Source organism: Trabulsiella odontotermitis (genome assembly GCF_001188485.1).
GTDB lineage: Bacteria > Pseudomonadota > Gammaproteobacteria > Enterobacterales > Enterobacteriaceae > Trabulsiella > Trabulsiella odontotermitis_A.
The window spans coordinates 141,693-168,499 of the sequence record NZ_JNGH01000085.1 but is presented as its reverse complement, the minus strand read 5'-3'; the positions used below and the strand labels follow the sequence as shown (position 1 = coordinate 168,499).

The window sequence follows — 26,807 nt, the reverse complement described above, 5'->3', positions numbered from 1 at the left end:
GCCTGTTTGGGCCCCCGCCGCATCTTTATGCTCGCCGTCAGCCTGTTTACGCTGGGTTCGCTGGCATGTGCGCTCTCCAGCTCGCTGCTGGAGCTGGTTATCTTCCGCGTTGTGCAGGGGATTGGCGGCGCGATGATGATGCCGGTCGCCCGCCTCGCGCTGCTGCGTGCCTACCCGCGCAGCGAGTTGTTGCCGGTGCTGAACTTCGTCACCATGCCGGGTCTGGTCGGGCCGATTCTCGGACCGGTGTTGGGCGGCGTGCTGGTAACCTGGGCAACATGGCACTGGATTTTCCTGATTAATATCCCGATTGGCATCGCCGGGTTGCTCTACGCCCGCAAATATATGCCGAACTTCACCACGCCGCGCCGTGGCTTTGATATGTCGGGCTTCCTGCTGTTTGGCCTGAGTCTGGTGCTGTTTTCCAGCGGCATGGAGTTGCTGGGCGAAAAAATCGTCGCGACGTGGCTGGCTTTAGTCATTGTATTTGCCAGCGTCGTGTTGCTGCTGGCGTATATCCGCCATGCGCGCCACCACCCGACACCGCTCATCGCGCTGCCCATCTTTAAAACACGCACCTTTTCTGTCGGCATCGCGGGCAACCTCGCCACGCGTCTTGGCACCGGTTGTATTCCCTTTCTGATGCCGCTGATGCTGCAGGTTGGGTTTGGATACCCGGCGTTAATAGCAGGCTGTATGATGGCACCGACCGCTGTAGGATCAATCATCGCTAAATCCACCGTCACGCGGGTGTTGCGGACGCTGGGTTATCGCAGAACGCTGGTCGGGATTACGGTGTTTATCGGTCTGATGATCGCTCAGTTCTCGCTGCAATCCCCGGCAATGCCGATCTGGATGCTGCTCCTGCCGCTGTTTGTGTTGGGAATGGCGATGTCAACACAGTTCACCTCCATGAACACCATCACGCTTGCCGATCTGACGGACGAAAACGCCAGCAGCGGCAACAGCCTGTTAGCCGTCACTCAGCAGTTATCGATCAGTCTGGGGGTGGCCATCAGCGCTGCGGTGCTGCGCTTCTATGAAGGATTTGATAACGCCAATACTATCGAGCAGTTCCACTACACCTTTATTACGATGGGGGCGATCACGGTGGTGTCAGCGTTGACGTTTATGCTGTTAAAAGCGAAAGATGGCCGCAATCTGATTAAGGAACGGCACAAGCATTAAACCGAGCCACGCACCACCAGCTCAGGGGTGAGCTGCACACGCTGCTGTTTTTGTTCGGGCTGCGCCATACGATGGATCAGCACATCGATGGCCAGCTCGCCCAGTTCATCTTTCGGTTGATGAACCGTTGTCAGCGGCGGCGTCATGTAGCGCGCCAGTTCGATATCATCATAGCCAATCACCGCCATATCCTGCGGAATACGCAGGCCCGCCTGATAGAGCGCCTGATAAGCACCCACCGCCATCGCATCGTTACCGGCGAACACCGCGTCCGGTGGCACAGGCAGCGCCAGCAGTTTGTTCATCGCCTCAAAACCGCCGCCAAATTCAAAGTCGCTGGTGATTTCATACCCTTCGGTAATCGCAAACCCGGCGCGATGCATTGCCGCCCGGTAGCCTTCAAGCCGCAGGCGGGCAGGGGTTTTGTCGAGCGGGCCAGAAATGCAGGCGATTCGGGTGTGACCGGTGTCGATCAGATACTGCGTCGCCATGTCGCCGCCGAACAGGGAGTTGTCCTGAATCAGATCGCAATCGCCGTCGAACGGTGCCCAGTCCATCATCACCATCGGCACAGACGGGTAGCGTTGCATGATCTCGCGTGAAGGTTGATGCGTTTCGGTGCACAGCAACAGCAGACCATCAACGCGCTTTTGCATCAGCGTCTCAAGGTTGCTGTTCATCCGCTGTTCGTCGCCTTCAGTATTGCACAACACCAGACTATAGCCGCGCTCAAAACAGCTCCGTTCAACGCCGCGAACCAGCTCAGAATAGAAAGGATTGGTACTGGCGGTAATGAGCATACCGATGGTGCGGGTCTGGTTGAGCTTAAGGCTACGCGCCAGCGCAGAGGGCGCGTAGTTGAGGTTTTTGATGGCGGCTTCGACTTTCGCGGTGATGGCTTCACTCACGAAGCGATCTTTATTGATAACGTGTGAAACCGTCGAGGTGGAAACGCCCGCCACGCGGGCAACATCCTTCATGGTAGCCACACATTACCCCTGTTGCTGTAAGAAGTCGTCGATCTCTTTGCGCCAGGGAACCGAAGGCTGCGCGCCTTTACGTGTCACGGCAATCGCCGCCGCGGCATGGGCAAAGCGGATCGCCTCGTCCAGAGGTTTCTCTTCCAGCAGCGCGGTTACCAGCGCACCGTTGAAGGTATCTCCCGCGGCGATGGTATCAATGGCTTTAACTTTGAACCCCGGCACGCGCTGACCTTTACCGTCAACACTGGCCCATACACCACGGCTGCCGAGGGTGATAATGACTGTCCTGATGCCTTTGTCATGCAGCGCGCGGGCGGCTTTCGCCGCATCGTCGTCATTTTCCACGCGAATGCCGGTCAGCTTTTCCGCTTCGGTTTCGTTAGGGGTAATGATGTCCACCAGCGACAGCAGTTCATCCGATAACTCACGGGCCGGTGCCGGGTTGAGGACAACCGAAGTCTGGTGCTGATGCGCAATATTTGCCGCCGCCAGGACGCTTTCCAGTGGCGATTCCAGTTGCATCAGTAATGCGTCCGCCTGTGCGATGCGCGTTTTTTCCGCCTCGACCAGCGTAGTCGAGAGCGCAGCGTTAGCGCCCGCATGAATACCGATAACATTCTCACCTTCCGCGTTGACGAAAATCAGCGCGACGCCGGTTGATTCACCATCAATAGCGCTGACGGGTGTGACGTCAATATTGTCGCTCGCCAGCTGCTTACGAACGCGGATGCCAGTGTCATCATCACCTGTACAGGCGATAAAGGCGATGTTCGCTCCGCTGCGCCCGGCGGCCACCGCCTGGTTTGCGCCTTTGCCGCCGAACGCCACCTGATAGTGGTTGCCGGTGACGGTTTCGCCAGGGGTCGGGAACGTTTCAAGGTTAAGAATGTGATCGGCATTAATACTGCCAAGGACGACGAGGTTGCCTGCGGTTTTCATTTTGAGTGTGTCCGGTAAAGTGCGCCACCGATGATTAGCCGGTGGCGCATGCCCTGCTTTTCTTTATACGTTGTCCCTCAGGCTGCGAACAACCTGAATCGCTTATTACTGCTTGATGACCAGTTTCAGGTCAACCGGATATTTGGCCTGAACCTTCTCGCCTTTCAGCACCTTATCCGCAGTGTCAACGCCTTTGGCGCCGATCTGCTCAGGAAGCTGAGCGATAGTCGCTGCCAGTTTGCCATCATTTACTGCTTTTTCGCCATCAGGAGTACCGTCAAATCCAACCACCATCACATCGGATTTACCTGCGGTCTGCAGCGCACGCAGCGCACCCAATGCCATTTCGTCGTTCTGAGCAAATACCGCCTGTACGTCCGGGTGAGCCGTCAGCAGGTTCTGCATAACGTTCAGGCCTTTGGTACGGTCGAAGTCAGCTGGCTGGCTGGCCAGTACGTTAAATTTGTGTGCCGCGACAGCCTGCTGGAAGCCTTCACCACGCTCACGCGCGGCGGACGTCCCGGCGATACCCTGCAGTTCGATCACTTTCGCGCCTTCACCGGCTTTTTTAGCGATGTAGTCACCGGCGATTTTGCCGCCTAACACGTTATCAGAGGCGATATGGCTGACGACGTCGCCTTTTGACGCAACGCGGTCAAGGGTGATTACCGGAATTTTCGCCTGGTTTGCCATTTTCACAGCGTTACCGACAGCGTCGGAATCGGTCGGGTTGATCAGCAGCAGTTTGGTGCCGCGAACGGTCAGGTCCTGCACGTTAGCCAGCTCTTTCGCCGGGTTGTTCTGGGAATCCAGTACCACCAGGTCATAGCCCAGTTTATCAGCTTCTTTCTGAGCCCCGTCTTTCAGCGATACGAAGAACGGGTTATTCAGCGTGGAGATCACCAGTGCGATGGTATCTTTTGCCATTGCGTTGGCGCTTACGGTGGCGCTCAGTGCCACAGCTGAAACCAGGGTAGCCAGTTTTTTCATGTTCATATCTGAGATGTCCTGTAGTCGATTATTACTGCTTTTTGTTGTCTACCAGTACCGCCAGCAAAATCACCACCGCTTTGACGATCATCTGGTAATAGGAGGAAACACCTAACAAATTCAAACCATTGTTCAGGAAACCGAGAATCAACGCACCAATCAGGGTCCCGACAATACGACCTTTACCGCCAGCCAGACTGGTACCGCCGAGCACAACGGCTGCGATGGCGTCCAGTTCATAGCCTGTCCCTGCTGTCGGTTGCGCGGAAGAAAGCCGCGCGACTTCGATAATGCCTGCCAGCGATGCCAATAAACCACACAAAGAATAGACGATAATCTTGATTTTATTGACGTTAATACCCGACAGGCGCGTTGCTGCTTCGTTACCGCCCAGCGCGTAGATGTAACGACCCAGACGCGTGTGATGCAGCATGTACCAGGCGGCAATAAACACAATCGCCATGATCCAGACCGGTGCCGGGACGCCCAGCAGGCGACCAATACCGAACCAGCCAAACAGATCGGCGTTATCGGTAAAGCCTGTGTTAATAGGGCTACCGTTGGTGTAAACCAGTGTCACGCCGCGCAGCAGCAGCATCATCACCAGCGTGGCGATAAACGCCTGCACGCGACCTTTTGCAACAATTATCCCGGTCACGGCGCCAATCGCCGCACCCAGCGCCAGTGCTGCCGCCACTGCCACCAGCGCGTTAACTTCGATACCGACAATCGATGCCGCCACGGCACCGGTCAGCGCCAGTAACGAACCCACGGAGAGGTCGATCCCCGAGGTCAGAATAACCAGCGTCATGCCGACCGCCATAATGGCGTTAACGGAGGTTTGCTGCAGAATGTTGAACAGGTTGTTGATGGTAAAAAAGTTGGGGCTCATGGCCGACACAATCGCGATCAGCACCAGCAGGGCAATCAGCGATTTTTGCTCCATCAGCCACGCCTTGGTGAAATAACGGCGCCCAGAAACAGCCGAGGTAGTCATCTTTTTTACTCCTGATTCACACGGTTAAGCTTGCCCACAGCGGCAGCCATCAACACTTCCTGAGTGGCCTGCTCGCGTGTGAATTCACCGCCGAGATGCCCTTCATGCATCACCATGATGCGATCGCTCATGCCTAACACTTCCGGCATCTCGGAGGAGACCAGAATGATGCTCAGGCCATCGGCTTTGAACTGGTTTATTAACTGGTAGATCTCTTTTTTGGCCCCCACGTCAACGCCGCGAGTCGGCTCATCAAGGATCAGCACTTTCGGGCGGGTCATCAGCCCGCGGGCAATCGCCACTTTTTGCTGATTACCGCCGGACAACAGGCCGATAGCCTGTTCCATCGACGGCGTTTTGACGTTGAACAGACGGATAAAATCGCTCACCGCCTGCTGCTCATCTTTATGTTTGATGCTGCCGCCGTTACGGCTGAAATAGCGCAGCGCCGTCAGCGACATATTCTCTTTCACCGACATGCCCAATACGAGGCCGTCGCGTTTGCGGTCTTCCGAGATATAGACGATGCCATTCGCCAGGCCATCCTGCGGCGAGCGGGTCACTACTTCATGCCCGTCGAGGGTCACGTAACCGCTGGTGCGTGGCAGTGCGCCGTACAGCACTTTCATCAGCTCGGTACGCCCGGCGCCCATCAACCCGGCAACGCCGAGAATTTCGCCTTTGCGCAGGGTAAACGACACATCGTTCACCCCCGGCCCGCAGAGGTTATCGACCTTCAGACGGATCTCGCCCGGCGCTTTTTCAAGATGGGGATATTGTTCTTCGAGTTTACGTCCCACCATCATCTCGATCAGCTGATCTTCATTGAGGCTGGACACCTCGCGCTCCGCGATAAACTGCCCGTCGCGGAAGACAGTGACGTCATCGCAAATCTGGAAAATCTCTTTCATGCGATGGGAAATATAGACAATCCCGCGCCCCTGCGATTTCAGCTCGCGGATCACGCGGAACAGAGATTCGGTTTCGGTATCGGTCAGCGCATCGGTCGGTTCATCCATAATGATGACTTTCGATTCGAAACTCAGCACTTTGGCGATTTCGACCATCTGCTGATCGCCAATTGACAGATCACCCACCGTACGGTCGCTCTTAAAGCGGAGATTCAGCTTCGCCAGCAGTTTGTCGGCTTCGGCGAACATCATTTTCCAGTCGATTTTGCCGAAACGGTTGATAAATTCGCGGCCGAGGAAAATGTTTTCTGCAATGGTGAGCTGCGGGATCAGGTTCAGCTCCTGATGGATGATGCCAATCCCGGCTTCCTGAGAAGATTTAGGCCCGGTAAAGGTAGTTTCTTTACCAAGCCATAACAACGAACCGGCATCACGGGTGTAGATCCCCGTCAGCACTTTCATCATCGTGGATTTGCCCGCGCCGTTTTCACCCACCAGCGCCATCACGCGACCGGGATAGACGTTCAGTGACGCGCCGGACAGGGCTTTAACCCCCGGGAAAGCTTTATCGATGCCTTTGAGTTGCAGTAATGCGTCCATGATGGCCTCAGAAAGTGACGCCAGCACAAAGAATAATATTCGCATACGGGGAACATTCCCCGCTGCGAATGACCGCCTGACTCAGCGCGGTTTGTTGTTTGAACTGTTCATGCGTGGTGTAACGAATTTCAATGGTGTTTCCCTGGTGCTGCTGCAGTCGCTCGATGTGCCTGAGCAACGCTTCGTGGAGTTGCGGATTATGTTGTTTAATCTCTTCCGCGAGAATGGCCTTCTCAACCTGCATCTCCGTGGTGACCACTTCCAGAACCTGCATAAACGAAGGTACGCCGTGGGTTAATGCCATATCGATGCGTTCGGCGCTGTGTGGGATCGGCAAGCCTGCATCACACACCACCAGCGTATCGGTATGCCCAAGACGGGAAATGACTGAGGAGATCTCAGCGTTAAGAACGATACCTTTCTTCATTTTTTTGACTCCACTAGCGAAACGTTTCGCTGGTAGTAGTTTTATCGTAGAGACGCTCAGAAAACCATCGTTACGTTATAGAAATGTGATCGCCATCGAAACGTTTCGCAAAGTGAAATTATGAAGAGGTTTTGGACGGCCGGGTAAGCGAAGCGCTACCCGGCAGAAGGACGCGCGTTAAATCTCGACCTGAGTGCCGAGTTCGATAACGCGGTTGGGCGGAATTTCAAACTGATCCGGCGCACGCAGAGCGTTGCGCTGCAGCAACAGGTAAAGCTTACCGCGCAGGCGCAAATACCACGGCCGGTTTTCGCCGATGATCAGCGACTCGTGCGACATAAAGAATGACGTCTCCATCATCCGGCAACTGAGCCCTTCCAGACCACAGCGGTGGAACACCTCTTCCACGTTCGGCGTTTCACGCCAGCCGTAGCTGGCCACCACCCGCCAGAATGACGGCGACAGCTGTTCTATCTGTACGCGGCGTACGTTATGCACATACGGCGCATCTTCGGTGCGCAGCGTCAGCAGGATCACACGCTCGTGCAGCACTTTGTTGTGCTTCAGGTTATGCAGCATGGCGAACGGGATGACGTTCAGCGCGCGGGACATATACACCGCGGTGCCGGGCACGCGCACCGGCGGGGATTTCTCCAGCGAGGCAATCATCGCTTCCAGAGAATTACCGTGCTCGTGCATACGGCGCAGCAGGCGGAAGCGTTCGCTTTTCCAGGTGGTCATCACCAGGAACATCACGATACCGAGGCTTAACGGCAGCCAGCCGCCGGAGAGCAGTTTGTCCAGGTTCGCCGAGAACAGCGGCACGTCAACAAACAGGAACGCCAGCAGGATAAGACCCACCAGATATTTGTTCCAGTTCCAGTTTTTCCGCGCCACGGTGGCGGAAAGAATAGACGTCAGCACCATCGTCCCGGTCACCGCAATCCCATACGCCGCCGCCAGATTGCTTGAATGTTCAAAGCTGACGATCACCAGCACCACGGCAAAGTAGAGCATCCAGTTGACGAACGGGATGTAAATCTGACCAGATTCCATTTCTGAGGTGTGGATGATGCGCATCGGCGACAGATACCCCAGACGCACCGCCTGACGGGTCAGCGAGAAGACGCCGGAGATCACCGCCTGCGACGCGATAACGGTCGCCAGCGTGGCGATAATCAGCATCGGCACCAGCGCCCATTCTGGCGCCAGCAGGAAAAACGGGTTTTTAATCGCTTCAGGGTGCTTCAGCAGCAGCGCGCCCTGGCCAAAATAATTCAGCACCAGCGACGGCAGCACCACGCTGAACCAGGCGACGCGAATCGGCAATTTGCCGAAATGGCCCATGTCCGCATACAGCGCCTCAACGCCAGTAATCGCCAGCACCACCGCGCCCAACGCCACGAAAGAAACCGTTTTGAATTCAAGGAAGAAATGGACGGCCCAGTATGGGTTCAGCGCATGCAGCACGTCCGGGTTGGCGATAATGCTGCGTAACCCCAGTACCGCCAGCAGCAGGAACCAGATCAGCATAATCGGCGCAAACAGCTTGCCGACCATACCGGTGCCATGCTTTTGAATCACAAAGAGTAATGTGAGAACAATTATGGAAATGGGGACGATCCAGGTGTCCAGTTCCGGAGCAATAATTTCCAGCCCCTCAATGGCGGACATCACCGATATCGCCGGGGTGATCACCACCTCGCCGTAAAAGAAACTCCCGCCAATCAAGCCCAGGATCACCAGCACCGAAGTGGTTCTTGCCGACGTATTGCGCCCGGCAAGGGACATCAGTGTCAGAATACCGCCTTCACCGGCGTTATCCGCACGCATCACAAAGGTGATGTACTTGATAGAGACCGTAAAAATCAGCAGCCAGAAAATCAGTGACAGAAACCCAAATACCGCATCACGCTCTACGCCAAATCCGAACTGCCCTGACAGGCATTCACGAAGTGTATAAAGCGGGCTGGTACCGATATCACCGTATACCACGCCAATTGCCGCGAGCGTAATCGCCGGCAACGATTGCTTATTATCAGTACTCATAGACTCTTCTTTCGTTTATAAAACAAATGAGTGCCTGGTCCCTTGGCCCACAAAAAGGCGCACAGTATGCACGATTAATCGCAAAATCGTACCCCTAACTGAATTCATGTTAACCTGGCTCAAATAAAAAAAGAGCAGCGTCGACACCGGGTACCACCGACAATCCTGAGCGGCTATACTCGCTCAATTAGCCGGTATTCGGCGAAAGGACGCAAATCAATTATGGCTCAATCACATCTGTTGGCGGAAAGAATTTCCCGGCTAAGCGGAGCGCTGGAAAAAGGGCTCTATGAACGCAGCCACGCCATCCGCCTGTGCCTGCTGGCAGCACTCAGCGGCGAGAGCGTTTTTCTGCTCGGCCCGCCTGGCATCGCCAAAAGCCTTATCGCCCGCCGCCTGAAATTCGCGTTTCAGCATGCGCGGGCGTTTGAATATCTGATGACCCGTTTCTCCACACCGGAAGAGGTGTTTGGCCCGCTGTCCATTCAGGCGCTGAAAGACGAAGGCCGCTATGAGCGGCTCACCGCAGGCTATCTGCCGGAAGCGGAAATCGTTTTTCTGGATGAGATCTGGAAAGCCGGCCCGGCGATTCTGAACACCCTGCTAACCGCTATCAATGAACGCAGCTTTCGTAACGGCGCTCATGAAGCAAAAATTCCCATGCGTCTGCTGGTGGCGGCGTCCAACGAACTGCCGGAAGCGGACAGCAGCCTGGAAGCATTGTATGACCGTATGCTGATTCGCCTGTGGCTCGATAAAGTCCAGGAAAAGGGCAATTTTCGCTCGATGCTGATAAGCCAGCAGGATGAAAGCGAAAACCCGGTGCCAGCCGGGTTGCAGGTCACTGATGAAGAGTTCGTACAGTGGCAGAAAGCCATTGGCGATATCACCCTCACGGACAGCGTCTTCGAACTGATTTACCAGTTGCGCCAGCAGCTGGATGCGCTACCCGGCGCACCGTATGTTTCCGACAGGCGCTGGAAAAAAGCGATCCGTCTGTTGCAGGCCAGCGCCTTCTTCAGCGGACGCGACGCCATCGCGCCCATCGATCTTATCCTGTTGAAAGACTGCCTGTGGTATGACGCGGAAAGCATGAACCTGATGCAGCAGCAGCTGGAAATATTGATGACCGGGCACGCCTGGCAGCAGCAGGCCATGCTGACACGTCTTGGCGCGATTGTTCAGCAACGCATCCAGATCCAACAGCAACAGAGTGATAAAACGGCGCTCAAAGTCACCCGCGTCGGGGGGATGTTCAGCCGCAAACCGCATTACGAACTGCCTGCAGATATTAAAGAATCCACGCTGATACTGCTGCTTCAGCAGCCGCTGAAACTGCACGATATTAACGTGGTACATATTACCTTTGAGCGTGCGGTGCTGGAGTTGTGGCTCGAAAAAGGTGGTGAGATCCGCGGTAAACTGAACGGGATCGGTTTTGCGCAGGTGATTAATCTCGAAGTCGACACCAGCCTGCATCTGGTGGTTCGCGACGTCAGTCTGCAGGGTTCCCGCCTCGCGCTGCCCGGCGCCGAATCGCAAGAGAACATGCCTGCAGAGATCAAACAGCAGCTTGATGCGCTCGACGAAGCATGGCACCAGCAACATAACCGCTTTAGCGAACAGCAAAAATGCCTGTTCATCCATCGCGACTGGTTAGGTCGCATTGAAGCCAGCCTACAGGACGTCGGAGCGCAGATTAAACAGGCTCGTCAATGCTGACGCTGGATACGCTAAATGTGATGCTGGCAGTGAGTGAAGAGGGATTAATCGATGAGATGATCCTTGCCCTGTTAGCCTCACCGCAGCTGGCGCTTTTTTTTGAAAAATTCCCCAGACTGAAAAACGCGATAGCCAGCGATCTCCCGCGCTGGCGCGATGCGTTAAAAAGCCGGTTAAAAGAGACCGATGTGCCGCCGGATCTGGCGGAAGAGGTGCTCTGCTATCAGCAAAGTCAGCTGCTGTCGACGTCGCAGTTCATCGTTACGCTGCCGCAAATTCTGGCACTACTGCATAAAGTCCAGTCGCCGTTTGCCGCCCAGGCGCAGCATCTGGTGGACAGCAACACCACGTTCACCCCTGCGCTGCATACCCTGTTTTTACAGCGCTGGCGGCTGAGCCTGGTGGTTCAGACCACCTCCCTGAATCAGCAACTGCTGGAAGACGAACGCGAGCAGTTACTGAGCGAAGTGCAGGAGCGCATGACCTTAAGCGGGCAGCTTGAGCCGGTGCTGGTGGAAAATGAAAACGCCGCCGGACGACTGTGGGACATGAGCGCCGGGCAGCTCAAGCGCGGCGACTATCAGCTGATCGTGAAATACGGTGAGTTTCTGAGCCAGCAACCAGAGCTGATGCAGCTGGCGGAGCAGCTAGGCCGTTCGCGGCAGGCGAAATCCGTTCCCAAAAAAGATTCCCCGATGGAAACCTACCGCACGCTGGTGCGCGAACCATCCACCGTGCCGGAGCAGGTCGATGGTCTGCAGCGAAGCGATGACATTTTGCGCCTTTTACCCCCGGAGCTGGCCACGCTCGGCATCACCGAACTGGAATACGAATTTTACCGTCGGCTGGTGGAAAAACAGCTGCTGACCTATCGCCTTCACGGCGATGCCTGGCGGGAGAAGATCAGCGAACGACCGGTGGTTCATCAGGATGTGGATCAGCAGCCTCGCGGGCCATTTATCGTCTGCGTGGATACCTCGGGATCGATGGGCGGCTTTAACGAGCAGTGCGCCAAGGCCTTCTGTCTGGCACTGATGCGGGTGGCGCTGGCAGATAACCGCCGCTGCTTTATTATGCTGTTTTCCAGCGAAGTGGTGCGTTACGAGCTTTCCGGGCGTCAGGGTCTGGAGCAGGCGATCCGCTTTTTAAGCCAGCGTTTTCGCGGCGGTACGGATCTGGCCAGCTGTTTTCGCGCCATTATCGAAAGGATGCAGGAAACTGCATGGGCGGATGCCGATGCGGTGGTGATTTCTGACTTTATCGCCCAGCGACTGCCGGATGAGGTGGTAAACAAAGTGAAAGATTTGCAGCGTGTGCATCAGCACCGTTTTCATGCCGTGGCGATGTCCACACATGGAAAACCCGGCATCATGCGCATCTTCGATCATATCTGGCGCTTTGATACCGGGTTGCGTAGCCGCCTGCTGCGTCGCTGGCGGCGCTAATCTTACAGCAGGGAGCCGACGCTCTCGCGAACCTGCTGCGGCCATACGCCGCACTGCACCTGACCGATGTGCGGCAGCTGGAGCAGCAGCATGGTAAGGCGGGACTGACCGATACCGCCGCCGATGGTCTGCGGCATTTCGCCACGCAGCAGCGCCTGGTGCCATTCGAGCTTCAGGCGATCTTCATCACCGGTCAGCGCCAGCTGGCGTTTCAGCGTTTCGGCATCGACGCGGATCCCCATGGATGAAAGCTCAAACGCATCTTCCAGCATCGGGTTCCACACCAGAATATCGCCATTCAGACCAGCAAAACCTTCAGACACCGGCGTGCTCCAGTCGTCATAATCCGGCGCACGAACATCGTGACGGTGACCGTCGCTCAGCTTGCCACCGATACCAATCAGGAAAACCGCGCCCAGCTCTTTGGCAATCGCGCGCTCGCGGCCTTTGGCGTCGAGTCCCGGATAGCGCGCCAGCAACTCCTGACTGTGAACAAACTGAATCTGTTCCGGCAGGAAAGGCTTCAGACCAAACTCTTTGCTGACTGCGGCTTCGGTTTCTTTAATTCCCTGCCAGATCGCTTCAACGGTCGCTTTCAGCGTGCCGGTGTGACGTTCTCCATCGCCCATCACGCGTTCCCAGTCCCACTGATCCACATACACTGAGTGGATCGGCGTGAGGCGATCTTCGTCAGGACGAAGGGCTTTCATGTGCGTGTACAGGCCCTCACCCGCGCTGAAATCGTGTTGCCCGAGCGTCTGGCGTTTCCATTTTGCCAGGGAATGCACCACTTCAAACTGCGCGTCCGGCAGTGTTTTCACTTTTACCTGCACCGCTTTTTCGCAACCCGACAAGTTATCCTGCGTCCCGTCACCCACGCGGCTTAAGATCGGCGCCTGTACTTCAATCAGGCCAAGTTTTTCTTCCAGCTGGCGGGAAAAATGGGATTTTACGAAACTGATCTGACGTTGTTTTGCGATATAAGCGGTTTTCATTTTTTTGACTCCTGCGTCCTGTTGGTATTGATTAAGCAACAAAAGTGGAGTGGAATTCAATAATCAACAAACAAAATTGGCTTTGCACTTTTAATTCAATAAAATCGCAGGCTAAAATTGCATAATCATTAATGATCATAAGAAAAACCTATGGAAAATTATCAGATCGACAATCTGGACCGCGGCATCCTTGAGGCGCTGATGGCCAATGCGCGCACCGCTTACGCCGAACTGGCGAAACAGTTTGGTGTCAGTCCGGGGACCATTCATGTGCGTGTCGAGAAAATGAAGCAGGCCGGGATCATCACCGGTGCGCGTATCGATGTCAGTCCAAAGCAGCTGGGGTACGACGTCTGCTGCTTTATCGGCATCATCCTTAAAAGCGCGAAAGACTATCCGTCGGCGCTGGCAAAACTTAACGCGCTCGATGAAGTGACCGAGGCGTACTACACCACCGGGCATTACAGCATCTTTATCAAGGTGATGTGCCGTTCGATCGACGCGCTTCAGCAGGTACTTATCAACAAGATCCAAACAATCGATGAAATTCAGTCCACCGAGACGCTGATCTCCCTCCAGAACCCGATTATGCGGACGATCCGCCCGTAAGCGCGCAGAATTAATCCCACATTTTCCACAGGTAGATCCCAGCTCGCACACAGCGTACAATACGCCACTCTGTAATAAGGAGTGGCGATCATGGCGGACATTACGCTTATCAGCGGCAGCACGCTGGGCGGTGCTGAATATGTAGCGGAGCATCTGGCGGAAAAGCTGGAAGACGCAGGTTTTTCAACCGAAACGCTGCATGGACCTCTGCTGGAGGATCTGACGCCGAACGGTCTCTGGCTGTTGATCAGCTCCACGCACGGTGCCGGCGATATTCCGGACAACCTGCAGCCGTTCTATGACGATCTCCAGGAGAAGAAGCCGGACCTGTCTGGCGTGCGTTTTGGCGCGATCGGTATCGGCAGCCGTGAATACGACACCTTCTGTGGCGCGATCGACAAACTCGACGCCCTGCTGCTCTCCTGCGGAGCCAAACAGGTTGGCGAAACGCTGAAGATCAACATCCTTGAACACGACATTCCTGAAGATCCGGCTGAGGAATGGACAGGATCCTGGATAAACTTGATCAAATAAATGAACAGATCGTGCGATCGGGTGTGGATAACTCTGGTTAAAAGCTTGGATCAACCGGTAGTTATCCAAAGTATAACGTCTGGTCAGTTTTCACCCTGTGTATAACCCTTCAATTTGATCCCAGCTTATACGGGGCAGGATCACCGATCATTCACAGCGAATGATCCTTTGTAATCTATTGATCCTGAACGGCGGATCGGACTTATCCACAAAGGATGCCGATCCTAATAAGAGATCACAATAGAACAGATCTCTAAATAAAAAGATCTTCTTTTTAATACCCAGGATCCCAGTGCTTTCTCCATCGGCTAAAGTTGAGTAGAATCCACGGCCCGGGCACCAATCCATTTTCAAACCGCGACACCGCGAGGCAGGAAACCATGTTTTATCAGGATCCTTTTGACGTCATTATCATTGGCGGGGGTCATGCAGGCACTGAGGCCGCGATGGCCGCAGCGCGTATGGGTCAACAGACTCTGCTTTTGACACACAATATCGATACGCTGGGACAGATGAGCTGTAACCCGGCGATCGGCGGTATTGGAAAAGGACATCTGGTAAAAGAAGTGGACGCCCTCGGTGGATTGATGGCGAAGGCGATCGATCAGGCGGGTATTCAGTTCAGGATACTAAACGCCAGCAAAGGCCCGGCGGTTCGCGCCACCCGTGCGCAGGCCGACCGTGTACTGTACCGTCAGGCAGTGCGTACCGCGCTGGAGAATCAGCCAAACCTGATGATCTTCCAGCAGGCGGTTGAAGATCTGATCGTTGAAAACGATCGTGTCGTGGGCGCAGTAACCCAGATGGGGCTGAAGTTCCGCGCTAAAGCGGTGGTCCTGACCGTGGGCACCTTCCTGGACGGCAAAATTCACATCGGTCTGGATAATTACAGCGGTGGCCGCGCTGGCGATCCGCCGTCAATTTCACTCTCACGCCGTCTGCGTGAACTGCCGCTGCGGGTTAATCGCCTGAAAACCGGGACCCCGCCGCGCATTGATGCCCGCACTATCGACTTCAGCGTTCTCGCCCAGCAACACGGCGATAACCCGATGCCTGTTTTCTCGTTTATGGGTTCAGCGGATCAACACCCGCGCCAGGTGCCGTGTTATATCACGCATACCAATGAGAAAACCCATGACGTGATCCGCAATAACCTCGATCGTAGCCCGATGTATGCCGGTGTGATCGAAGGGATCGGCCCGCGCTACTGCCCGTCGATCGAAGACAAAGTGATGCGCTTTGCGGATCGCAATCAGCACCAGATTTTCCTTGAGCCGGAAGGGCTGACCTCAAACGAAATCTACCCGAACGGGATCTCCACCAGCCTGCCGTTTGATGTGCAGATGCAGATTGTCCGTTCGATGCAGGGTATGGAAAACGCGCGCATTGTGCGTCCAGGCTACGCTATCGAGTACGATTTCTTTGATCCGCGTGACCTGAAACCCACGCTGGAAAGCAAATTTATTGCGGGGTTGTTCTTTGCCGGGCAGATCAACGGCACCACCGGTTACGAAGAAGCCGCTGCGCAGGGTCTGCTCGCCGGTCTCAACGCCGCCCGCTTTTCTGCCGACAAAGAGGGCTGGGCGCCGGGCCGTTCGCAGGCCTACCTCGGCGTGCTGGTGGACGACCTTTGCACGCTGGGCACCAAAGAACCGTACCGCATGTTTACCTCGCGCGCGGAATATCGCCTCATGCTGCGTGAAGACAACGCCGATCTGCGTCTGACCGAAATGGGCCGTGAACTGGGTCTGGTGGACGACGAACGCTGGGCGCGATTCAACGAAAAACTGGAACGTATTGAACGTGAACGCCAGCGCCTGAAAACCACCTGGGTGAATCCGGCCGCGGAATCAGCCGCAGAAGTGAACGCTCACATTACGGCACCGCTCTCCCGTGAAGCCAGCGGGGAAGATCTGCTGCGTCGCCCGGAGATGACCTACGACCAACTGGTGCAGCTGTCGCCGTTTGCGCCGGGGCTGGATGACGTTCAGGCCGCCGAGCAGGTTGAGATTCAGGTGAAATACGAAGGATATATCGCCCGTCAGCAGGATGAGATCGACAAACAGCAGCGCAACGAAAATACTCTGTTGCCGGCGACGCTCGATTATCGTCAGGTGAGCGGGCTCTCCAATGAAGTGATCGCCAAACTCAATGATCATAAACCTGCTTCGATCGGACAGGCGTCACGAATTTCAGGTATAACCCCAGCAGCCATCTCGATCCTGCTGGTGTGGCTGAAAAAACAAGGTATGCTGCGCCGTAGCGCCTGATAGCAGCATCATTAGTGCTGTTTTGGCGGGTGGCGCTTCGCTAACCCGCCCTACAAATTCGCAGGCCCGGTCAGCGTTAGCGCCACCGGGCAAATTCTTTTAGACAGGTATCAACCGTGCTCAAAAAACTCTCTCGTCTGCTCGATGAAGCAGGCATTTCGTTGTCCGATCACCAGCAACAGCAACTGGTGGCCTACGTCGAATTGCTCAACAAATGGAACAAAGCGTACAACCTGACGTCTGTACGCGATCCGAACGAGATGCTGGTGCGTCATATCCTCGACAGCGTGGTCGTGGCACCGCACCTGCAGGGCTCGCGCTTTATCGATGTGGGTACCGGGCCGGGATTACCGGGCATCCCGCTGGCCATCGTGCTGCCTGAGGCCCATTTTATCCTGCTCGACAGCCTCGGCAAGCGCGTGCGTTTTCTGCGTCAGGTGCAGCATGAACTGAAGCTGGGCAATGTTGAACCCGTACAGAGTCGGGTCGAGGACTTCCCGGCAGAGCCGCCGTTCGATGGCGTGATCAGCCGTGCATTTGCGTCGCTGAATGATATGGTGAGCTGGTGCCAGCATTTACCGGCGCCGTCGGGACGTTTTTATGCCCTGAAAGGCCATGTGCCGGACGATGAAATCGCGCAGTTACCTGCCGGTTTTGCCGTTGAAAACATCATCAAACTGCAGGTGCCTGAGCTGGATGGCGAGCGTCATTTGGTGCTGTTAAACCACAACAAAATTTAATTTTCATCAAAAAAAATAGAAAAATTCCCCCCGTCGTAATGTTAACAATTGACGGACAAAACGGCGGAACATCCGGTTACATTTAACCACTCGTTTACCAGGCTTTTTCTTGTTCATAACGGTGCGCGTTTTGTCAGTGGAGAAAATAGTTACAACTGAAAATATCAGTCTGCTAAAAATGCGTGTAATGAACCACCGGCGGCTGTTAATTAGTTATTAAAAATGTCAATGACAGGTTTTTAATCTGTATAAGCCTTTTTTGAAAACAGTCGTTCAGTTTCGGCTTAAATTTCAAAAGGATGAATAAAGCTATTTTTCGTACAGTTTTATTTGGATGAAAACAGTAATTTTTATTATGTGATCTGTGCCACGCTTTATTGCCAGTGATTTCGCGTTATTTGCAGATTTGTCTGATCGTTCACAGTTTGGTGAAATCCTGGAAAATAGCCCGGCAGAAAAATGTTTAAACATTTATTCACCTTTTAGCTACTTATTGTTTGAAATCACCGGTACGCACCGTATAATTTGTCCGCTTTTTGATGCTTGACTCAAAGTCTCAAAGGACGTTTTATACGACACGCGGCATACCTCGTAAGGAGCAGGAGTAGAACGTGATGTCTGTGTCGCTCGTAAGTCGAAACGTTGCTCGTAGGCTTCTGTTCATTCAGCTCATGGCAGTAATGGCAAGTGGATTGCTGTTTTGCCTCAAAGACCCCTACTGGGGCATTTCCGCCGTATGTGGCGGTATGGCAGTATTGCTGCCTAACGTGTTGTTTATGATTTTTGCCTGGCGTCACCAGGCGCATACACCTGCTAAGGGACGCGTGTCCTGGACATTTGCCTTCGGTGAGGCGTTCAAGGTGTTAGCGATGCTGGCTCTGCTGGTGGTGGCGCTGGCGGTTTTTAAGGCGGTTTTCTTGCCGCTCATCGTTACGTGGGTTTTGGTGCTGGTGGTTCAGATACTGGCACCCGCTGTAATTAACAACAAAGGGTAAAAGGCATCATGGCTTCTGAAAATATGACGCCGCAGGATTACATAGGTCACCATCTGAACAACCTTCAGATTGACCTGCGTACATTCTCGCTGGTGGATCCGCATAACCCCCCAGCCACCTTCTGGACGCTCAATATTGACTCCATGTTTTTCTCGGTGGTTCTGGGTCTGTTGTTCCTGGCGATGTTCCGCAGCGTTGCGAAAAAGGCGACCAGTGGCGTTCCGGGTAAATTCCAGACCGCAATTGAGATGATCATCGGCTTTGTGCATGGCAGCGTCAAAGACATGTACCATGGCAAGAGCAAACTCATTGCACCACTGGCCCTGACGGTTTTCGTCTGGGTATTCCTGATGAACCTGATGGATCTGCTGCCTATCGATATGATCCCATACATCGGTGAGCATGTGCTGGGTCTGCCTGCGCTGCGCGTCGTTCCGTCTGCTGACGTGAACATCACCCTGTCTATGGCGCTGGGCGTATTTATCCTGATTCTGTTCTACAGCATCAAAATGAAAGGCGTGGGCGGGTTCGTAAAAGAACTGACCCTTCAGCCGTTCAATCACTGGGCATTCATCCCTGTCAACTTAATCCTTGAAGGTGTTAGCCTGCTGTCCAAACCGGTTTCACTCGGTCTGCGACTGTTCGGTAACATGTATGCGGGTGAGCTGATTTTCATTCTGATAGCGGGTCTGTTGCCGTGGTGGTCACAGTGGATCCTTAATGTGCCCTGGGCCATTTTCCACATCCTGATCATCACACTGCAAGCCTTTATCTTCATGGTTCTGACGATCGTCTATCTGTCGATGGCGTCTGAAGAGCATTGATTTTTAACAACACTACTACGTTTTAACTGAAACAAACTGGAGACTGTCATGGAAAACCTGAATATGGATCTGCTGTACATGGCTGCCGCTGTGATGATGGGTCTGGCGGCAATCGGTGCTGCGATCGGTATCGGCATCCTCGGGGGCAAATTCCTGGAAGGCGCAGCGCGTCAACCGGATCTGATTCCTCTGCTGCGTACTCAGTTCTTTATCGTTATGGGTCTGGTGGACGCAATCCCGATGATCGCTGTAGGTCTGGGTCTGTACGTGATGTTTGCTGTCGCGTAGTAAGTTGTACGGGATAACCCTAATCCACAGTCGTAAAATTTTAAGAGGTATTGTGCTGTGAACATGAACGCAACAATCCTCGGCCAGGCCNNGCCCGCCGTTAATGGCTGCCATCGAAAAACGTCAAAAAGAAATTGCTGACGGCCTTGCTTCTGCAGAACGCGCTAAGAAAGATTTGGACCTTGCACAGGCCAACGCGACCGACCAGCTGAAAAAAGCGAAAGCGGAGTCCCAGGTGATCATCGAGCAGGCTAACAAGCGTCGCGCTCAGATCCTGGACGAAGCGAAAGCGGAAGCAGAACAGGAACGCACAAAAATCGTCGCACAGGCGCAGGCTGAAATTGAAGCCGAACGTAAACGTGCTCGCGAGGAGCTGCGTAAGCAGGTCGCAATCCTGGCTGTTGCTGGCGCCGAGAAGATCATCGAACGTTCCGTGGATGAAGCTGCTAACAGCGACATCGTGGATAAACTTGTCGCTGAACTGTAAGGAGGGAGGGGCTGATGTCTGAATTTGTAACGGTAGCTCGCCCCTACGCCAAAGCAGCTTTTGACTTTGCCGTCGAACACCAGAGCGTTGACCGCTGGCAGGACATGCTGGCGTTTGCCGCTGAAGTGACTAAGAACGAACAAATGGCAGAGCTTCTCTCTGGCGCCCTGGCGCCGGAAACGCTCGCTACGTCGTTCATCGCCGTGTGCGGTGAGCAGCTGGACGAAAACGGCCAGAACCTGATTCGGGTAATGGCGGAAAACGGTCGTCTGAGCACGCTCCCGGATGTTCTTGAACAGTTTATTCACCTGCGCGCCGCCAGTGAGGCGATCGCTGAGGTAGAAGTCACTTCTGCCTCTGAGCTTAGTGAAGAACAGCGTTCGAAGATCACAAGTGCGATGGAAAAACGTCTGTCACGCAAAGTTAAGCTGAATTGCAAAATCGATAAGTCTGTAATGGCAGGCGTTATCATCCGTGCGGGTGATATGGTCATTGATGGCAGCGTACGCGGCCGTCTTGAGCGCCTTGCAGACGTCTTGCAGTCTTAAGGGGACTGGAGCATGCAACTGAATTCCACCGAAATCAGCGAACTGATCAAGCAGCGCATTGCTCAGTTCAATGTTGTGAGTGAAGCTCACAACGAAGGTACTATTGTTTCTGTAAGTGACGGTGTTATCCGCATTCACGGCCTGGCCGATTGTATGCAGGGTGAGATGATTTCCCTGCCGGGAAACCGTTACGCCATCGCACTGAACCTCGAGCGTGACTCTGTAGGTGCGGTTGTGATGGGTCCGTACGCTGACCTCGCCGAAGGCATGAAGGTCAAATGTACAGGCCGTATTCTGGAAGTGCCGGTTGGCCGTGGCCTGCTGGGCCGCGTGGTGAACACCCTGGGTGCGCCAATCGACGGTAAAGGTCCGGTTGAGCACGATGGCTTCTCGCCAATCGAAGTGATCGCACCGGGTGTTATCGACCGTCAGTCCGTCGATCAGCCGGTTCAGACCGGTTATAAATCCGTTGACGCCATGATCCCAATCGGTCGTGGTCAGCGTGAATTGATCATCGGCGACCGTCAGACCGGTAAAACCGCGATGGCTATCGACGCCATCATCAACCAGCGTGACTCCGGCATCAAATGTGTGTACGTGGCTATCGGCCAGAAAGCGTCCACCATTTCTAACGTGGTTCGTAAACTGGAAGAGCACGGCGCACTGGCTAACACCATCGTTGTGGTGGCGACCGCGTCTGAATCTGCCGCACTGCAATACCTGGCGCCATACGCCGGTTGCGCCATGGGCGAATACTTCCGTGACCGCGGTGAAGATGCGTTGATCGTTTACGATGACCTGTCTAAACAGGCCGTTGCTTACCGTCAGGTTTCCCTGCTGCTCCGTCGTCCGCCAGGACGTGAAGCTTTCCCGGGCGACGTATTTTACCTCCACTCCCGTCTGCTGGAGCGCGCATCCCGCGTTAACGCGGAATACGTTGAGAACTTCACCAAAGGTGAAGTGAAAGGTAAAACCGGCTCCCTGACCGCGCTGCCGATTATCGAAACTCAGGCAGGTGACGTTTCTGCGTTCGTTCCGACCAACGTAATTTCCATTACCGATGGTCAGATCTTCCTGGAAACCAACCTGTTTAACTCCGGTATTCGTCCTGCGGTTAACCCGGGTATCTCCGTATCCCGTGTGGGTGGTGCAGCGCAGACCAAGATCATCAAGAAACTGTCCGGTGGTATCCGTACCGCGCTGGCGCAGTATCGTGAACTGGCCGCGTTCTCTCAGTTTGCATCCGATCTGGACGAAGCAACCCGTAAACAGCTGAGCCACGGTCAGAAAGTGACCGAGCTGCTGAAACAGAAACAGTATGCCCCGATGTCTGTTGCTCAACAGGGTGTGGTGCTGTTCGCAGCTGAACGCGGTTACCTCGAAGATGTGGAACTGGCGAAAATCGGTAGCTTCGAAGCCGCGCTGCTGGCTTACGTTGACCGTGATCACGCTCCGCTGATGCAAGAGATCAACCAGTCCGGTGGCTATAACGACGAAATCGAAGGCAAGCTGAAAGGCATCCTCGATTCCTTCAAAGCAACCCAGACCTGGTAACGTCCGGCGGCTTGTCTTAGGGCAGGCCGCAAGGCATTGAGGAGAAGCTCATGGCCGGCGCAAAAGAGATACGTAGTAAGATCGCAAGCGTCCAGAACACGCAGAAGATCACTAAAGCGATGGAAATGGTCGCCGCTTCCAAAATGCGTAAATCGCAGGATCGCATGGCGGCCAGCCGTCCTTATGCAGATACCATGCGCAAAGTGATTGGTCACCTTGCGAACGGTAATCTGGAATATAAGCACCCTTACCTGGAAGAACGCGACGTTAAACGCGTGGGCTACCTGGTGGTGTCTACCGACCGTGGTCTGTGCGGTGGCTTGAACATTAACCTGTTCAAAAAGCTGCTGGCGGATATGAAAGTCTGGTCCGACAAAGGCGTTCAGAGCGATATCGCGATGATCGGCTCCAAGGGCGTGTCTTTCTTTAATTCCGTAGGTGGCAACATTGTCGCCCAGGTGACCGGTATGGGTGATAACCCGTCCCTGTCCGAACTGATCGGCCCGGTAAAAGTGATGTTGCAGGCCTACGATGAAGGCCGTCTGGACAGGCTGTACGTTGTCAGCAACAAATTTATTAACACCATGTCTCAGGCCCCGACCCTGACTCAACTGCTGCCGTTACCGGCATCTGAAGACGAAGAGTTAAAACACAAAGCCTGGGATTACCTGTATGAACCTGATCCGAAACTGCTGCTGGATACCCTGCTGCGTCGTTACGTTGAATCTCAGGTTTATCAGGGCGTGGTAGAAAACCTGGCCAGCGAGCAGGCCGCACGTATGGTGGCGATGAAAGCCGCGACCGACAATGGCGGCAGCCTGATTAAAGAGCTGCAGTTGGTATACAACAAAGCTCGTCAGGCCAGCATTACTCAGGAACTCACCGAGATCGTCTCGGGGGCCGCCGCGGTATAACCAGGTTAATTCGTAGAGGATTCAAGATGGCTACTGGAAAAATTGTCCAGGTAATCGGCGCCGTAGTGGACGTCGAATTCCCTCAGGATGCCGTACCGCGCGTGTACGATGCTCTTGAGGTTATGAATGGTAGTGAAAATCTGGTGCTGGAAGTTCAGCAGCAGCTCGGTGGTGGTATCGTACGTACTATCGCCATGGGTTCTTCCGATGGTCTGCGCCGTGGTCTGGAAGTGAAAGACCTTGAGCACCCGATCGAAGTCCCGGTTGGTAAAGCAACGCTGGGTCGTATCATGAACGTGCTGGGTCAGCCGATCGATATGAAAGGCGACATCGGCGAAGAAGAGCGTTGGGCTATCCACCGCGCAGCGCCGTCCTATGAAGAGCTGTCCAGCTCTCAGGAACTGCTGGAAACTGGTATCAAAGTAATGGACCTGATCTGCCCGTTCGCTAAGGGTGGTAAAGTTGGTCTGTTCGGTGGTGCGGGTGTAGGTAAAACCGTAAACATGATGGAGCTCATTCGTAACATCGCGATCGAGCACTCCGGTTACTCCGTGTTTGCGGGCGTGGGTGAACGTACTCGTGAGGGTAACGACTTCTACCACGAAATGACCGACTCCAACGTTCTGGACAAAGTATCCCTGGTGTATGGCCAGATGAACGAGCCGCCGGGAAACCGTCTGCGCGTTGCACTGACCGGTCTGACCATGGCTGAGAAGTTCCGTGACGAAGGTCGTGACGTTCTGCTGTTCGTCGATAACATCTACCGTTACACCCTGGCCGGTACGGAAGTTTCCGCACTGCTGGGCCGTATGCCTTCAGCAGTAGGTTACCAGCCGACTCTGGCGGAAGAGATGGGTGTTCTTCAGGAACGTATCACCTCCACCAAAACCGGTTCTATCACCTCCGTTCAGGCGGTATACGTACCTGCGGATGACCTGACTGACCCGTCACCAGCCACCACCTTTGCGCACTTAGATGCAACCGTGGTACTGAGCCGTCAGATCGCGTCTCTGGGTATCTACCCGGCCGTTGACCCGCTGGATTCCACCAGCCGTCAGTTGGATCCGCTGGTGGTGGGTCAGGAGCACTACGACACCGCACGTGGCGTACAGTCTATCCTGCAGCGTTACCAGGAACTGAAAGACATCATCGCCATCCTGGGTATGGATGAACTGTCTGAAGAAGACAAACTGGTCGTGGCACGTGCGCGTAAAATTCAGCGCTTCCTGTCTCAGCCGTTCTTCGTGGCAGAAGTCTTCACCGGTTCTCCGGGTAAATTCGTATCGCTGAAAGATACTATCCGTGGCTTTAAAGGCATCATGGAAGGCGAATACGATCACCTGCCGGAGCAGGCGTTCTATATGGTTGGCACCATCGAAGAAGCCGTCGAGAAAGCCAAAAAACTTTAACGCCTTAATCGGAGGGTGATATGGCAATGACTTACCACCTGGACGTCGTCAGCGCAGAGTCAAAAATGTTCTCTGGTCTGGTCGAGAAAATCCAGGTAACGGGTAGCGAAGGTGAACTGGGTATCTACCCGGGTCACGCGCCGCTGCTCACCGCCATTAAGCCTGGTATGATCCGCATCGTGAAACAGCACGGTCATGAAGAGTTTATCTACCTGTCCGGCGGCATTCTTGAAGTGCAGCCTGGCACCGTGACCGTTCTGGCTGATACCGCGATTCGTGGCCAGGATCTCGATGAAGCGAGAGCCATGGAATCGAAGCGTAAGGCAGAAGAGCACATTAAGAGCTCGCACGGCGACGTGGATTACGCTCAGGCGTCTGCGGAACTGGCCAAAGCGATCGCTAAACTGCGCGTTATCGAGTTGACCAAAAAAGCGATGTAACACCGGCTTGAATGTCTCAAAGGCCAGTCTGGTTTCCAGGCTGGCTTTTTTTATGCCTGCTGTTAATAAAATGTGATTTGTATCACCCGGATATTGATCTGCTCAAAAATGAAGCGTAGACTTCGTTTCTGTGATACATATCACAAAAATAAATACATGCTATGCAGGAATTTATAATGAAAATCGTTAATAAAATCATCGCTATGTTCAGCAATATGAGCTTCTAAGCGCATATTGGTCGAATTGGAAAAGGTCGCCTTCTGGCGGCCTTTTTGTTTATGGACGCTTTATTCAGGTGTCAAAAAAACCATGAAAGCAGCGGCATAGCCGCTAATCTTCAGATTACGGGGATTTTTTTCGAGACAAAACCGCGTACGATCGCTGAAAATGGCACCATAAACTGGTTTTACACCCGGGCGTTGAGCATTTTCTCTGCATCCCATTTCATGATGCAAAATATGTAGAATTTTCAACGTGAAAGGGTTTTACTTCCCACTCAAATTACTGTCAGGATGCGTATGTCAAACAGTGCGATGAGCGTGGTGATCCTTGCCGCAGGCAAAGGAACCCGCATGTATTCCGAGCTTCCGAAAGTGCTGCACACATTGGCCGGGAAGCCGATGGTTCAGCATGTCATTGATGCTGCTAATGAATTAGGCGCCCGCCAGGTTCATCTTGTGTATGGTCACGGCGGCGATCTTCTCAAGCAAGCGCTGAAAGCTGAGAGCCTGAACTGGGTGCTTCAGGCGGAACAGCTGGGTACCGGTCATGCGATGCAGCAGGCCGCGCCGTGCTTTGCAGATGATGAAGACATTCTGATGCTTTACGGCGATGTACCGCTGATCGCCGTCGATACCCTCCAGCGCCTGCGTGAAGCGAAACCGCAGGGCGGCATCGGCCTGCTGACGGTCGTGCTGGACGATCCGAGCGGTTATGGTCGTATCATCCGTGAAAACGGTATGGTGACCGGCATTGTTGAACAAAAAGATGCCAGCGAGGCGCAGCGTAAGATTCAGGAAATCAATACCGGAATCCTGGTCGCCGGTGGCGCGGATATGAAGCGCTGGCTCAGCAAACTGACCAATAACAACGCACAGGGCGAATACTACATCACCGATATCATCGCGATGGCGCATGCCGAAGGGCGTGAAATCTCAGCGGTTCATCCGCAGCGTTTAAGTGAAATGGAAGGCGTGAATAACCGCCTGCAGCTGTCGCGCCTTGAGCGCGTTTATCAGAGCGAGCAGGCAGAAAAACTGCTGCTGGCGGGCGTTATGCTGCGCGATCCGGCGCGTTTCGATTTACGTGGCGAACTGATTCACGGGCGTGATGTGGAAATTGATACTAACGTTATCCTGGAAGGCCAGGTCACGTTGGGTCATCGCGTTAAAATCGGCACCGGCTGTGTCATCAAAAATAGCGTGATCGGTGACGACTGCGAAATCAGCCCCTACAGCGTGGTGGAAGATGCGCATCTTGAGGCCGCCTGCACCATTGGCCCGTTCGCGCGTTTGCGCCCCGGCGCTGAGCTGCTGGAAGGCGCGCACGTCGGTAACTTTGTTGAGATGAAAAAAGCGCGGCTGGGTAAAGGCTCGAAAGCGGGCCATCTGAGCTATCTCGGCGATGCGGAAATTGGCGACAACGTGAATATCGGCGCGGGCACCATCACCTGTAACTACGATGGCGCGAACAAGTTCAAAACCATCATTGGTGATGATGTGTTTGTCGGCTCCGATACCCAGCTGGTGGCGCCTGTGACCATTGGTAAAGGCGTAACCATTGCGGCAGGTACCACCGTGACCCGCGATGTGAACGACAATGAATTAGTGATTAGCCGTGTGCCACAGGTCCAGAAACAGGGCTGGAAGCGTCCGGTGAAGAAAAAGTAATAATAGTTTTTACCTCGCTTTTCTGAAGAGAGGTCGGGGTGAGGAAATAACATAATTTCC

Annotated in this window: 24 protein-coding genes and 1 pseudogene; 17 read left to right on the top strand and 8 right to left on the bottom strand. The window is 54.3% G+C overall.

From position 1 onward, the window contains the following. On the top strand, positions 1-1,188 hold a 1,188-nt coding region (locus GM30_RS11865; RefSeq protein WP_049848794.1), incomplete at its 5' end, for an MFS transporter. Here the strand turns inward: GM30_RS11865 and rbsR are convergent. The 7 genes from rbsR to kup form a co-directional block, all read right to left on the bottom strand. Beyond that, on the bottom strand, positions 1,185-2,177 hold the full coding sequence (rbsR, locus tag GM30_RS11860) for a ribose operon transcriptional repressor RbsR (RefSeq protein WP_124966063.1): 993 nt from the start codon (positions 2,175-2,177) through the stop codon (positions 1,185-1,187). The two genes, GM30_RS11865 and rbsR, sit on opposite strands and share 4 nt — an antisense overlap. 3 nt (positions 2,178-2,180) lie before the next feature. Further along, the gene (rbsK, locus tag GM30_RS11855) at positions 2,181-3,110 is read right to left on the bottom strand and encodes a ribokinase (RefSeq protein ID WP_049848789.1); all 930 of its coding nucleotides are present in this window, start codon (positions 3,108-3,110) and stop codon (positions 2,181-2,183) included. Positions 3,111-3,215: 105 nt separating this feature from the next. Then, positions 3,216-4,106 carry a ribose ABC transporter substrate-binding protein RbsB gene (rbsB, locus tag GM30_RS11850; protein ID WP_049848788.1) on the bottom strand — a complete coding sequence of 297 codons (891 nt, stop codon included), beginning with the start codon at positions 4,104-4,106 and terminating at the stop codon, positions 3,216-3,218. A gap of 25 nt (positions 4,107-4,131) precedes the next feature. Next, on the bottom strand, positions 4,132-5,097 hold the full coding sequence (gene rbsC / locus GM30_RS11845; RefSeq protein WP_049848787.1) for a ribose ABC transporter permease: 966 nt from the start codon (positions 5,095-5,097) through the stop codon (positions 4,132-4,134). Positions 5,098-5,102: 5 nt separating this feature from the next. After that, positions 5,103-6,608 carry a ribose ABC transporter ATP-binding protein RbsA gene (rbsA, locus tag GM30_RS11840; protein ID WP_049848786.1) on the bottom strand — a complete coding sequence of 502 codons (1,506 nt, stop codon included), beginning with the start codon at positions 6,606-6,608 and terminating at the stop codon, positions 5,103-5,105. Positions 6,609-6,615: 7 nt separating this feature from the next. Further along, entirely contained in the window at positions 6,616-7,035 is a 420-nt protein-coding gene (rbsD, locus tag GM30_RS11835) for a D-ribose pyranase (RefSeq protein WP_049848785.1), read from the bottom strand. A 177-nt stretch (positions 7,036-7,212) separates the two neighbouring features. Further along, the gene (gene kup / locus GM30_RS11830; RefSeq protein WP_049848784.1) at positions 7,213-9,084 is read right to left on the bottom strand and encodes a low affinity potassium transporter Kup; all 1,872 of its coding nucleotides are present in this window, start codon (positions 9,082-9,084) and stop codon (positions 7,213-7,215) included. A 222-nt stretch (positions 9,085-9,306) separates the two neighbouring features. Between kup and ravA the strand changes: the two genes are divergently transcribed. After that, complete coding sequence (ravA, locus tag GM30_RS11825; RefSeq protein ID WP_049848783.1) at positions 9,307-10,806, top strand: ATPase RavA; 1,500 nt, start codon at positions 9,307-9,309, stop codon at positions 10,804-10,806. Next, positions 10,800-12,251 (top strand): ATPase RavA stimulator ViaA, encoded by a 1,452-nt coding sequence (viaA, locus tag GM30_RS11820; protein WP_049848782.1) that lies wholly within the window; start codon positions 10,800-10,802, stop codon positions 12,249-12,251. Before ravA ends, viaA begins: the two co-directional genes overlap by 7 nt. A gap of 2 nt (positions 12,252-12,253) precedes the next feature. Here viaA and asnA read toward each other — a convergent pair whose 3' ends face one another. Continuing rightward, positions 12,254-13,246 carry an aspartate--ammonia ligase gene (gene asnA / locus GM30_RS11815; RefSeq protein WP_049848781.1) on the bottom strand — a complete coding sequence of 331 codons (993 nt, stop codon included), beginning with the start codon at positions 13,244-13,246 and terminating at the stop codon, positions 12,254-12,256. Between the two features lie 150 nt (positions 13,247-13,396). Between asnA and asnC the strand changes: the two genes are divergently transcribed. The 14 genes and pseudogenes from asnC to glmU all read left to right on the top strand — a co-directional run bounded on the left by asnC (position 13,397) and on the right by glmU (position 26,747). Next, on the top strand, positions 13,397-13,855 hold the full coding sequence (gene asnC / locus GM30_RS11810) for a transcriptional regulator AsnC (protein ID WP_008500198.1): 459 nt from the start codon (positions 13,397-13,399) through the stop codon (positions 13,853-13,855). A gap of 90 nt (positions 13,856-13,945) precedes the next feature. Beyond that, positions 13,946-14,389 carry an FMN-binding protein MioC gene (mioC, locus tag GM30_RS11805; RefSeq protein WP_049848780.1) on the top strand — a complete coding sequence of 148 codons (444 nt, stop codon included), beginning with the start codon at positions 13,946-13,948 and terminating at the stop codon, positions 14,387-14,389. 380 nt (positions 14,390-14,769) lie between these two features. Continuing rightward, positions 14,770-16,659, top strand: coding sequence for a tRNA uridine-5-carboxymethylaminomethyl(34) synthesis enzyme MnmG (mnmG, locus tag GM30_RS11800; RefSeq protein WP_049848779.1), 1,890 nt, complete (start codon positions 14,770-14,772; stop codon positions 16,657-16,659). Positions 16,660-16,775: 116 nt separating this feature from the next. Further along, positions 16,776-17,399 (top strand): 16S rRNA (guanine(527)-N(7))-methyltransferase RsmG, encoded by a 624-nt coding sequence (gene rsmG / locus GM30_RS11795; RefSeq protein WP_049848778.1) that lies wholly within the window; start codon positions 16,776-16,778, stop codon positions 17,397-17,399. A gap of 614 nt (positions 17,400-18,013) precedes the next feature. Next, positions 18,014-18,394 carry a F0F1 ATP synthase subunit I gene (gene atpI, locus GM30_RS11785; RefSeq protein WP_049848776.1) on the top strand — a complete coding sequence of 127 codons (381 nt, stop codon included), beginning with the start codon at positions 18,014-18,016 and terminating at the stop codon, positions 18,392-18,394. An 8-nt stretch (positions 18,395-18,402) separates the two neighbouring features. Next, positions 18,403-19,218 carry a F0F1 ATP synthase subunit A gene (gene atpB, locus GM30_RS11780; protein ID WP_049848775.1) on the top strand — a complete coding sequence of 272 codons (816 nt, stop codon included), beginning with the start codon at positions 18,403-18,405 and terminating at the stop codon, positions 19,216-19,218. A gap of 48 nt (positions 19,219-19,266) precedes the next feature. Next, complete coding sequence (gene atpE / locus GM30_RS11775) at positions 19,267-19,506, top strand: F0F1 ATP synthase subunit C (RefSeq protein WP_000429386.1); 240 nt, start codon at positions 19,267-19,269, stop codon at positions 19,504-19,506. 57 nt (positions 19,507-19,563) lie between these two features. After that, positions 19,564-19,993 (top strand): annotated as a pseudogene (gene atpF / locus GM30_RS11770) (F0F1 ATP synthase subunit B). A 14-nt stretch (positions 19,994-20,007) separates the two neighbouring features. Then, complete coding sequence (gene atpH, locus GM30_RS11765) at positions 20,008-20,541, top strand: F0F1 ATP synthase subunit delta (RefSeq protein WP_049848773.1); 534 nt, start codon at positions 20,008-20,010, stop codon at positions 20,539-20,541. Positions 20,542-20,553: 12 nt separating this feature from the next. Further along, entirely contained in the window at positions 20,554-22,095 is a 1,542-nt protein-coding gene (gene atpA / locus GM30_RS11760) for a F0F1 ATP synthase subunit alpha (protein WP_049848772.1), read from the top strand. A 50-nt stretch (positions 22,096-22,145) separates the two neighbouring features. After that, the gene (atpG, locus tag GM30_RS11755) at positions 22,146-23,009 is read left to right on the top strand and encodes a F0F1 ATP synthase subunit gamma (protein WP_049848771.1); all 864 of its coding nucleotides are present in this window, start codon (positions 22,146-22,148) and stop codon (positions 23,007-23,009) included. A 26-nt stretch (positions 23,010-23,035) separates the two neighbouring features. Further along, a complete protein-coding gene (gene atpD / locus GM30_RS11750) occupies positions 23,036-24,418 on the top strand; it encodes a F0F1 ATP synthase subunit beta (protein WP_049848770.1) in 1,383 nt (460 codons plus the stop codon). 20 nt (positions 24,419-24,438) lie between these two features. After that, on the top strand, positions 24,439-24,858 hold the full coding sequence (locus GM30_RS11745; RefSeq protein ID WP_049848769.1) for a F0F1 ATP synthase subunit epsilon: 420 nt from the start codon (positions 24,439-24,441) through the stop codon (positions 24,856-24,858). 518 nt (positions 24,859-25,376) lie between these two features. Further along, entirely contained in the window at positions 25,377-26,747 is a 1,371-nt protein-coding gene (gene glmU, locus GM30_RS11735) for a bifunctional UDP-N-acetylglucosamine diphosphorylase/glucosamine-1-phosphate N-acetyltransferase GlmU (protein WP_049848767.1), read from the top strand. The last annotated feature ends 60 nt before the right edge of the window (positions 26,748-26,807 follow it).